This is a genomic window from Kineosporia sp. A_224, from assembly GCF_002198655.1.
Lineage (GTDB): Bacteria > Actinomycetota > Actinomycetes > Actinomycetales > Kineosporiaceae > R-H-3.
In genome coordinates, this window is sequence record NZ_MWLN01000125.1 from 1 (window position 1) to 9373 (window position 9373).

The 9373-nt window shown below is 74.4% G+C and carries 8 protein-coding genes, 1 tRNA gene and 1 pseudogene; 5 read left to right on the plus strand and 5 right to left on the minus strand.

Features of this window, described 5'->3' with window-relative positions; all coding sequences use genetic code 11:
* Both EDJALFJO_RS11355 and EDJALFJO_RS11360 read right to left on the minus strand, forming a co-directional pair.
* On the minus strand, nucleotides 1–1534 hold a 1534-nt coding region (locus EDJALFJO_RS11355; protein ID WP_088285233.1), incomplete at its 3' end, for an HNH endonuclease signature motif containing protein.
* A gap of 171 nt (nucleotides 1535–1705) precedes the next feature.
* The gene (locus tag EDJALFJO_RS11360; RefSeq protein ID WP_088285235.1) at nucleotides 1706–2077 is read right to left on the minus strand and encodes a hypothetical protein; all 372 of its coding nucleotides are present in this window, start codon (nucleotides 2075–2077) and stop codon (nucleotides 1706–1708) included.
* Between the two features lie 43 nt (nucleotides 2078–2120).
* On the opposite strand from EDJALFJO_RS11360, the gene EDJALFJO_RS11365 reads away from it, so the two are divergent.
* Nucleotides 2121–2420, plus strand: coding sequence for a hypothetical protein (locus tag EDJALFJO_RS11365; RefSeq protein ID WP_088285237.1), 300 nt, complete (start codon nucleotides 2121–2123; stop codon nucleotides 2418–2420).
* A 140-nt stretch (nucleotides 2421–2560) separates the two neighbouring features.
* A complete protein-coding gene (locus tag EDJALFJO_RS11370) occupies nucleotides 2561–3787 on the plus strand; it encodes an acetyl-CoA hydrolase/transferase family protein (RefSeq protein ID WP_088285239.1) in 1227 nt (408 codons plus the stop codon).
* A 131-nt stretch (nucleotides 3788–3918) separates the two neighbouring features.
* Here EDJALFJO_RS11370 and EDJALFJO_RS11375 read toward each other — a convergent pair whose 3' ends face one another.
* Entirely contained in the window at nucleotides 3919–4857 is a 939-nt protein-coding gene (locus EDJALFJO_RS11375) for a hypothetical protein (RefSeq protein ID WP_088285241.1), read from the minus strand.
* A 151-nt stretch (nucleotides 4858–5008) separates the two neighbouring features.
* On the opposite strand from EDJALFJO_RS11375, the gene EDJALFJO_RS11380 reads away from it, so the two are divergent.
* A complete protein-coding gene (locus tag EDJALFJO_RS11380) occupies nucleotides 5009–5347 on the plus strand; it encodes a P-II family nitrogen regulator (protein ID WP_088285243.1) in 339 nt (112 codons plus the stop codon).
* Here EDJALFJO_RS11380 and EDJALFJO_RS11385 read toward each other — a convergent pair.
* A complete protein-coding gene (locus tag EDJALFJO_RS11385) occupies nucleotides 5344–6366 on the minus strand; it encodes a sensor domain-containing diguanylate cyclase (protein ID WP_158220400.1) in 1023 nt (340 codons plus the stop codon). The two genes, EDJALFJO_RS11380 and EDJALFJO_RS11385, sit on opposite strands and share 4 nt — an antisense overlap.
* 207 nt (nucleotides 6367–6573) lie before the next feature.
* Between EDJALFJO_RS11385 and EDJALFJO_RS11390 the strand changes: the two genes are divergently transcribed.
* Together EDJALFJO_RS11390 and EDJALFJO_RS11395 are read left to right on the plus strand one after the other, a co-directional pair.
* Nucleotides 6574–6649, plus strand: a tRNA-Thr gene (locus EDJALFJO_RS11390).
* Between the two features lie 158 nt (nucleotides 6650–6807).
* Nucleotides 6808–8724: a bifunctional diguanylate cyclase/phosphodiesterase gene (locus EDJALFJO_RS11395; RefSeq protein WP_088285247.1), complete on the plus strand. Its 1917-nt coding sequence runs from the start codon at nucleotides 6808–6810 to the stop codon at nucleotides 8722–8724.
* A gap of 18 nt (nucleotides 8725–8742) precedes the next feature.
* On the opposite strand, the pseudogene EDJALFJO_RS34260 reads toward EDJALFJO_RS11395, so the two are convergent.
* Nucleotides 8743–9373 (minus strand): annotated as a pseudogene (locus EDJALFJO_RS34260) (hypothetical protein); the annotation flags it as partial.

Below are 9373 nucleotides of genomic sequence, written 5' to 3' on the forward strand. Positions count from 1 at the left end.
CCCACAGACCGGCGTGCACCTGCTGATGATGGTTCGGACACACGCTGACCAGATTGTGCAGGTCGGTGGCGCCGCCGTGCTCCCACGCGCGGAGGTGGTGGGCGTCGGTGCCTTCGTGCGGGACCGGGCACGCCGGGATCACGCACCCGCCGTCCCGGGCGGCGAGGGCCTTGCGCTGCGCCGGCGTCGCCAGCCGGTGCGCCCGCCCCACATCGAGCGGAGCCCCGTTCGCGTCCAGAAGCACCTTCGTGAGCGTCGCGGTGCACGCGAGGTAGGCGAGCAGATGCGCCCCGATCGGCCCGTGCCGGTGCAGCGTCGCCAACCCCGCGGCCCGACCGACCCGGCACGCCACCGTGTCCGCGGATCCGTTACCGGCGAACACCTCTGGGACCGACTCGCCCACATCGGCGTCAACGTCAACGTCAACGTCCACGTCCACGTCGACGGCGGCCGTGTCAGCCCCGCGGTCCGGTGTGTCCCCATCTCCGGCCGCGGCCCGGCGCCGGACCTGTTCGGCGGCCGCGCCCGCGGCAGCGACCTGCTCGACGGTCGCGGTGATGAGGAGGTTCACCAGCGGTGACGCCTCACCGCCACCGCCGCCGCTGAGGCCTGCGCGAAGCAACGCCATCACGGCGTCGTAGCGGCGCATCGCCACCGTCCGGTCGTCCTTCACCAACGTGACCTGCTCGACCCCGGTGTCGTCCATGGTGAGGACCTGTTGCGCCGGGCGCGGCTTGCCCGCGGCGGACAGCATCGCGGACAGGACCGCGGTGTCCGCCGGGGTCAGGGTCATCCGCAGCGACCCCATGCCAGTGGAGTCCTTCACCAGGGACAGGCCGCGGCGCAGGTGGGCGTCCTCGTCGAAGTCCTCCTCCCGGTCCGGGTCCAGCACCCGGACCAGTTCATCGACGAGCCGGTGGATCGCCCGGACCGGGAACCGGCGGCACTGCTCGGCGAGGAACGCGTCAGCGATCTCCATCCCCGACCGCAGCTCACCGGTCGCCTCGTCCTCCAGCAGCACGATCCGCAGCCGCTTCGGCAACCGCGCCACCGCCCGCACGCAGGCGTCGGCGTGCTCGCGGGTGATCTCACCCGCCGCGAGTGCGGCACCGACCTGCGGCAACGACCCGGAGTCCGCGTCCAGAACGTGCGCGGCCCGCGCGTCGGCGTTCGCCCGCCCCGGGTCCACGTTCAACCGCCCGGTCAGGAACGCCGCCGCGACCTTCCCCTCGCTCGCACCCGGCACCGCCTCGGGCCGCTCGTCGAGAACCTTGATGACAGCGAGCCGCGCCGCCTCCGCAGAGGCCATCGCCCGGGTGAATGCCTCCACCGCATCGCGCGCCTCACCGTCCGACAGCGACCACGCGCACCGTGACGCCTTCAGCACCACCGCGGTCGCGGCGTCCATCGCGGCGATCCCCGCGAACAGGTCGTGCACCGGCGCGGACTCCTCCGACACCTGGTGCGCAGCCGGCAGCGCGGCGTCCGGCTCACTGCCGGGCACCTCGCTGCCTGCCTGCTCGTCGCTGCTCACGAGAACAACCCTACGGACAGGGTCCGACAGTCTGACCCCCGCGAGACCCGTTCCAGCGCAACAACTTTACGTGAGTCACCGTCACCACACGAATCGTCGCCCGCCTTCTCGCACGACGACTGCGGCCCGAGCCGGCAACACGGCTGGGCCAGTGCGCCGAAGCGGACTACGTCACGAAGAAGGCAGCCGAGCGAGGAGCTCGGAGGCACGCGTGCGGGCTGCCGCCCAGACGGGGTGCTGGTCGAGGGCGGTGTCGTCCCACAGCCCGTCGGCGGGTGCTGCCGCGAGGGTGTTGTCGAGCTGCTGGACAGCGGTCACGAGCGCGGGGGCGAGTCGGATTCCCGCGCGCTCCGTCTCGTAGCCAAGGCTGAGCACGGCGTTCTCGAGATCAAGGGCGAGCTCGTCGGTGACGGCGGTCCCGGCCAGCTCCTGTCGCTGACGTTCCGGCGGCAGTGCCAGGTTCGTCAGGGCATCGCGCAGCAGCCGGAACGGGACGGTCGACCCTGCGTGGCCCTCGGCCCGTGTGCCTGCACGAGCTACCACCGGGCACACTGACGGTCTCCCGTTCGACCGAAGGACCGAGCCCGTGCCCGACCGACCTGAGATCGTCTGCATCTGCGGCTCCACCCGGTTCGCGGCCGAGATGCGTGCGGCGAACCGCGACCTGACCTTCGCCGGTGCCATCGTCGTCGCGCCCGGCGAGGCGGACGAGCCGGTCACCGCCGAGCAGAAGGCCGCGCTGGACGCCCTCCACCTGCGCAAGATCGACCTGGCGGACCGGGTCCTGGTCGTCAACCCGGGCGGGTACGTCGGCGAGTCGACGCGCAGGGAGATCGCCTACGCCCACGCCACCGGGACGCCGGTCTCGTTCACCGATCCCGCCTGACCGGCCCGCGGCACGCGGGGGCGACAGGCCAGCCGGTCCAGGCCGCGGACACACCACCGCACGGACCGCTCGGCGCACCACACCCCGCCGGGACGTTCAGCCCCGAGGCCCCGGGCCGACCGGCTGGCACTGTAGGACCCGTGAGAACGCTCGACATCGCCGGCCTCGCGTCCATCTTCGAGGGCCTGCCCGAGAACCCCCGCGTCGTCGTCTCGGGCAACTTCGCGAGCCCGCACGTGGCGATCGGGATCCTCGACAAGGCCGTGCCCGCCTACCGGCTGCACGCGCTCAACGCCCAGGCCGGCCTGCCCGACCGCGAGGGCGTCACCCTGGAGACCGCGTTCGTCGGTCCGGGGATGCGCCGCAGCCCGCGGCTCGCGTACGTCCCGGCGCGGCTCAGCCTCGTCCCCCAGCTCTTCGTGCGGACGCTCCCGCCGGACATCGTCATCCTCCACACGTCCCGCGTCATCGACGGCACCGTGTCGATGGGCATGGAGGTGAACATCCTCCCCGCCGCGGTCGAGGCGGTCCGCGCCCGCGGCGGCATCGTCGTCGCCCAGGTCAACGCACGGATGCCGTACACCTTCGGGGACGCCGTCCTGCCGGTCGACGCGGTCGACTACGCGATCGAGGTCGACGAGGCGCTGCCGTCCCCGGCCGGTGGCGGCCTCGACGACACCTCCGCGGCGATCGGCGCCCTGGTCGCCGAGCGGGTGCCGGACGGCGCGACGCTCCAGATGGGCATCGGCGCCGTCCCGGACGCCGTCCTCCACGGCCTGAAGTCGCGCCGCGGCCTCAAGCTGTGGAGCGAGATGTTCAGCGACGGGATCCTGCCGCTCGAGCAGGAGGGCGCCCTCGACGCGGACACCCCCATCACGGCGTCCTTCCTCTTCGGTTCCGACGCGCTGTACCGCTGGGTCGACCGCAACCCCCGGGTGCTCATGCTCCGGACCGAGACGACGAACGCGCCGGCGCTCATCGCCCGCAACCCGCTCATGGTGTCGGTCAACACCGCGCTCCAGGTCGACCTCTTCGCCCAGGCGAACGCGTCCCGGATCAGGGCCCGGATCTTCTCCGGCTTCGGCGGCCAGACGGACTTCATCGTCGGCGCCGTGCACTCCGCCGGCGGCCAGTCCTTCATGGCGTTGCGCTCGTGGCACCCGAAGGCCGACGTGTCGACGATCATCCCGCTCGTCGACGAGCCGGTGACGTCGTTCCAGCCGACCGCGGTCATCACCGAGCAGGGCGTGGCCGACATCTGGGGCCACGACGAGCGGTCCCAGGCCCGCCACCTCATCGAGCACGCCGCCCACCCCAGGGTCCGCGAGGAGCTCTGGGAGGAGGCGCACGCGCTCGGTCTCGCCTAGGAGCAGACGACGACGGCGCCGCGGGGTCAGGAGCCCCGCGGCGCCGTCTCTTTCGTGCCCCCGCCGCCCGACGTCCGGCGGGGGCCGACGGTCACGGTCTCCCGAGGGGCATCAGGAGGCCGTGCCCGTCGTCAGGAGGCCGTGCTCGTCGTCGGCTTGGGGGTCGGGGTCTTGGACGTCGTGGTCGTCGTCCGCGGCTTCGTCGAGCTGCTGCTCCTCGTCGTCGTCCGGGTCGTGGTCGTCGTCTTCGGGCGGGTCGACGTGGTCGTCGTCCGGGGCCTGGTCGTCGTCGTGGAGCGCGGCTTCGGCGCGGACGAGGAGGAGGACGACGAGGACGAGGACGCGGACGACGAGGACGACCGCTTCGACGTCTTCGAGGACGCGGCGGGCGGCGTGGTGTCGTCCTCCGTGGCCGCGGCCTCCTCGGACGGCCAGGTGCACTGGACGACGGTCACCGCGGCCATCGACACGACGACGTCGCCGTCCTCGGTGCGGACCTTGACCGTGGCACCGTCGACGGGCGCGGCGTCCGCGCTGGCGGCGCGGGCCTCCTCGATCGCCGCGAGCGCCTTGTCGTCGAGCCGGACGCACAGGTCGGTGCGCCCCTCGTACCGCGACACGTCCTGCGTGCGGTCGGCGTCGTCGACGGGCTCGGCGGCACCGGACGGCGACGACCCGATGCTCGCGAGGGCGACCGCGGGCTCGTCCCCGCCGCCGGTGAGCGCGTACGCCGCACCGCCGGCCGCGAGCGCGCCGGCGGCCAGGCTGCCGGCCGCCACGAGCACCCGGCGGCCGAGCGGCCGGATCGTCCGCGGCGTGGTGTGCATGTACGGCACCTCGCCGTAGTGCGCGGCACCGAAGGCGTCGGCCCGGAACGCGGCGACCTCGGGGACTGCGCCCCCCGGAGCGGCCGCCCCGGGGATACGGTCCGCCTCCGGCGACCGGCCGGGCGCCGGGAACGGCGCCGTCGGCGGCTGCTGGACGCCCGCCGGCGGGGTGCTGCGCCGCTGCGCGTCGGGACGGTCGGCGCCGTCGGGGTCGAAGAAGTCGTCGAAGATGGAACCTGTCATGCGGACGACGATGGCGGGCGGGGTGTGAAGGCCCGGTCAGCCGCCCGTCAAAGGCAGGTCAAGTTCCGCTTGACCCGCCGCACCGGTCCACCCGGTCGGCCCACCGCCCCGGGCACCCCGCGGCGTCCGACCCGTGCCCTAGGTTCTGACCATGAAGCTGATCACCGCGATCATCAAGCCGCACGCGCTCGGGGACGTCAAGGACGCGCTGCAGGCCGCGGGCGTCGCCGGCATGACCGTGAGCGAGGCCCAGGGCCACGGCCGCCAGCGCGGCCACACCGAGGTGTACCGGGGCGCCGAGTACCAGGTCGACTTCGTGCCGAAGACCCGCGTCGAGATCGTCGTGGACGACGCGGACGCCGCGCGCATCCTCGACGTCGTCGTGGCCGCCGCCCGCACCGGCCGGATCGGGGACGGCAAGGTCTGGATGGTCCCCGTCGACTCGGTCACGCGGGTGCGCACCGGCGAGACCGGGCACGACGCGCTCTAGACCTCCGTCGGTCCGTCAGCCGGTCCGTCAGCCGGTCCGTCAGCCGGTCCGTCAGCCGGTCCGTCAGCACGTCCGGCAGGTGTGTCCGGCCGGACGGCGGCCGCGGCCGCGCGGCGCTCCTTGCGGGCGCTCTTGGCCCGGTACATCCGCTCGTCCGCCTCGGCGAGGACGGCGGCGGCGTCGTCCCCCGGGTCCGCGACCCGGGAGCCGATGCTCACCCCGACCCGGACGAGCCCGACGTCGAGCCGAAGCGGGCGGGCCACCGCGCGCTCGATCCGCGGGACGACGGCCCGCAGCTCGAGGTCGCCGCAGCCGGGCAGGACGACGACGAACTCGTCCCCGCCGAGCCGGGCGACGACGTCGCCGCGCGCCGTCCGCACGTTCGCGGCGAGCCGCTGCGCGATCTCGACGAGCACCTGGTCGCCCGTGGAGTGGCCGTACGTGTCGTTGACCGCCTTGAACCCGTCGAGGTCGCAGAACAGGATGCCGCAGCCCGTGCCGCGCTCCGGCTCCAGGTGCGCGGCGAGCGCCGACTCCAGCGCGGTCCGGTTCGCGAGCCCGGTGAGGTGGTCGGTCTGCGCCCGCTCCCGCCAGCTGGCCTCGGCGAGCCGCTCCCGGGTCACGTCGACGCCCGTCGCGATGACGTAGACCGGTGTGCGGCCGCTCGGCGCCCCGGTGAAGGTCCACGCGACGCGGCGACGGTGGCCGAGCTCGTCGACCCACAGCGACTCGGGCGGCGCGACGGGACGCCCCGCGGCGGTCCGCTGGGCGAGGTCGATGACCTGGCCGACCCCGTCGACGGGCAGCAGCTCGGTGACGTCCGCACCGACGACGTCGCCGACCGTGCGGCCGGTGAGGCGCAGGAACGCGGAGTTGACCCGGAGGAAGTGCCCGCACCGGTCGATGAGGGCCAGCGGCGCCGCACAGGCGTCCACCAGGAGCACGGACAGCGTCGCGTCGGGCACACCCATCGCGAGGTGCGGGCAGGCGGCGGCACGGACGGCGTCGACCGTCGTCATGGGCGCACCGCCCCTCCGTCCGGCGGGCGGCCCGGCGCCACCCTCCATGAGATCGTTATCGGCCGCCGGGCGGCGGAGTGAAGCAGCGTGACCCGGGTGGATCAACGCCGGCCGAACCGACGCCGGCCGCTCGCGGCGCAGAACCCGGCTGACCCGCCCGGCGGCGCCGCGTAGGCTTACCCGCGCACCGCGCGGCACGCCGCGCACGCCTCCGTAGCTCAGTGGCCAGAGCAACCGCCTTGTAAGCGGTAGGTCGTCGGTTCGACCCCGACCGGGGGCTCCACCTGCACCGCGCACCCTGCAGCACGCGAGCACCTACACCGCGCACCCGATCGGTGCGACGAGTCGTCCGACGAATCCTCCGTTCGTCCGACGCGCGCCTCCACAACCGCCGAGGGTGACTGTTCGTACACTCAGCGTCACTAGTGGGAGGGGTGACCAATGCCGTCGAGCACGCCGGAGCAGGACCAGCGGGAGACGGGGTCCCCCCGGGCGGTCGACGTCGACCCGCTCATGCGCACGATCCTGGACGCCGTGACGGTCGGCGTCGTCGTGCAGGACGGCCGCGGCACCACGGTCGCCATGAACCCTCGCGCCGACGACCTCCTGCGTGCCGACGCCGGGTCGGTCGACGTCAACGTGACCTCGGTGCCCGTGCGCCTGCCCGCCGGGGACGCGCTCCTGGTGAGCACCGTCGTCGACGTCTCGGACTCCGCGGCCCTCGGCCGCGCCCGCAACCGGTTCGCCGCCGCGATGGACTCCTCGCCGATCGCCGTGGCGCTGCTCGACCGGTCGGGACGGATCAAGGAGGGCAACCGGGTCCTCGGCCGGATGCTCGGGCGCACCCCCGCCGAGCTCGCCGGGACGACGCTCGCCGAGGTCTCGCACCCGGACGACGTGGACGCCGACGCGACGCTCCTCGCGCGCACCCTCGCCGGCGAGCGACCGGGCTACTCCCTGGAGAAGCGCTTCGTCCGCCGCAGCGGCGAGAGCGTCTGGGGACGCCTCACCGTCACCGCGGTCGAGGACGGCGACGGCACCCTCGTCGAGCTCGTCGCCCAGGTCGTCGACGTGACCGAGATCCGGCTCGCGGAGGAGATGCTCGCGCACCAGGCGCTCCACGACCCGCTGACGAAGCTGCCGAACCGCACGCTCGGCCTGGACCGGATCCAGCAGGCGCTCGACCGCACCCGGCGCAGCCGCCGCCGGGTCGCCGTCCTCGCCTGCGACCTCGACCGGTTCGACGTCGTCAACGACAGCATCGGCCCCGAGCACGGCGACGAGATCCTCGTGGAGATCGCGAACCGGATCCAGACCGTGCTGCGCGCCACCGACACCGCGGCGCGGATGGCCGGCGACGAGTTCGTCGTCGTCTGCGAGGACGTCCTCGACGAGCGCGAGGCGGTGCTCGTCGCCGACCGGATCACGGCCGCCGTCCGGGAGCCGATCGACATCGCGTCCCGCAGCGTCGTCCTGTCGATGAGCATCGGGATCGCCCTGTCGTCCGGGCCGACCGGCGACGCCACCGCCCTGCTCCGCGACGCCGGCGCCGCCCTGCACCGCGCGAAGGAGAACGGCCGCGGCGGCTGGGACGTCGTCGACGACGACCTGCGCCGGCGGGCCGTCGACCGGCTCGACATCGAGCACGCGCTGCGGGCCGGGCTCGCGCACGGCGACCTTCGCCTGCACTACCAGCCGATCGTCGACCTGCGCACCGGCGCGATGGTCGGCCGGGAGGCCCTCGTCCGGTGGCAGCACCCGACCCGCGGGCTCCTCGGCCCGGCGTGGTTCCTGCCCGTCGCCGAGGAGACCGGGCTCATCGAGGACGTCGGCCGCTGGGTGCTGTCCCGGGCCGCCGCCGTCGCCGCGCAGACCCCGGAGCAGGGCTACGTCGCGGTGAACGTCTCGCCGTCGCAGGTCATGCGGGCCGGCCTGCTCGCGGACGTCGAGGCGACCCTCGACCTCACCGGCCTGGAGCCGCAGAACCTCGTCATCGAGCTCACCGAGTCGGTCATGCTCGGCGCCGCCCCGGCCGGCCGCAAGGAGCTGCACCGGCTCGACGACCTCGGCGTCCGGCTCGTCGTCGACGACTTCGGCACCGGGTTCTCGGCGCTGTCCTACCTGCGCGACCTGCCCGTCTCGGGCATCAAGGTCGACCGGTCCTTCACCGCGGGGCTCGGCCACGACCCGCAGTGCGAGCGGATCGTCGAGGCACTCACGGGCCTGGCGCACGGCCTCGGCGTCGACCTCGTCGCCGAGGGCGTCGAGACCGAGGCGCAGCGGGCGCTGCTCGCCGAGGTCGGCTGCCAGCACGCCCAGGGCTACCTCTTCGGCCGGCCGGCGCCGCACCCGGGCTGACCCGGCCCGGCACGCACGTCAACCGAGCAGGGGCGGGTCCTGGAAGGGCGCGAAGTCCGGCGAGGCACCGTTCGCGAGCGTGATGAGCGCCGCGACGACGACGAACGCGAGGAACACGAGCAGGCCGAGGTGCAGCCCGCGCCGGCGGGTGGCGAGGCGGCCGAGCCACGTCGTCCCGCGGCGCATCGACCCGCCGCCCGGCCCCCACCACGCGGTGACCGCGGCAGCGGCGGCGGCGAGGCCGAGGGCGACCGGCTCGGTCGGCGTCCCCAGGCTCGTCCCGCCGGTGAGGGCGGAGCCGGCGAGGAACGCGACGCTCGCCCCCACGACGAGCGGCACGAGCATCGACAGCAGAGACATGACGCCCGCGACGAGCGTGCGCCACGGCACGAGGGCGACCGTCAGCGGGACGTCGCTCGAGCGCGGCCCGTAGGAGTAGCGCCTGCGCCACACCGCGAGCGCGCTGCGGTCCGCCGTCCGGGCCACGACCATCCACAGCCACAGCAGGACGATGGCGCCGCCGGGCGCCACGGTCGCCGTCGCGGCGAGTGCCACGAGACCGGCGAGCAGCAGCGCGGTGGGCCACTCCGGCAGCGGGAGCCCGCCGGGGCCGGCGGCCGCCGCCGGGTCGGCGGCGCCGGTCGGCGGG

Excerpts from the sequence above, each read along its gene's own strand:
- EDJALFJO_RS11375 (WP_088285241.1), bottom strand. The coding sequence starts at position 4,857 with ATGACAGGTTCCATCTTCGACGACTTCTTCGACCCCGACGGCGCCGAC.
- EDJALFJO_RS11380 (WP_088285243.1), top strand. The coding sequence starts at position 5,009 with ATGAAGCTGATCACCGCGATCATCAAGCCGCACGCGCTCGGGGACGTC.
- EDJALFJO_RS11385 (WP_158220400.1), bottom strand. The coding sequence starts at position 6,366 with ATGACGACGGTCGACGCCGTCCGTGCCGCCGCCTGCCCGCACCTCGCG.
- EDJALFJO_RS11395 (WP_088285247.1), top strand. The coding sequence starts at position 6,808 with ATGCCGTCGAGCACGCCGGAGCAGGACCAGCGGGAGACGGGGTCCCCC.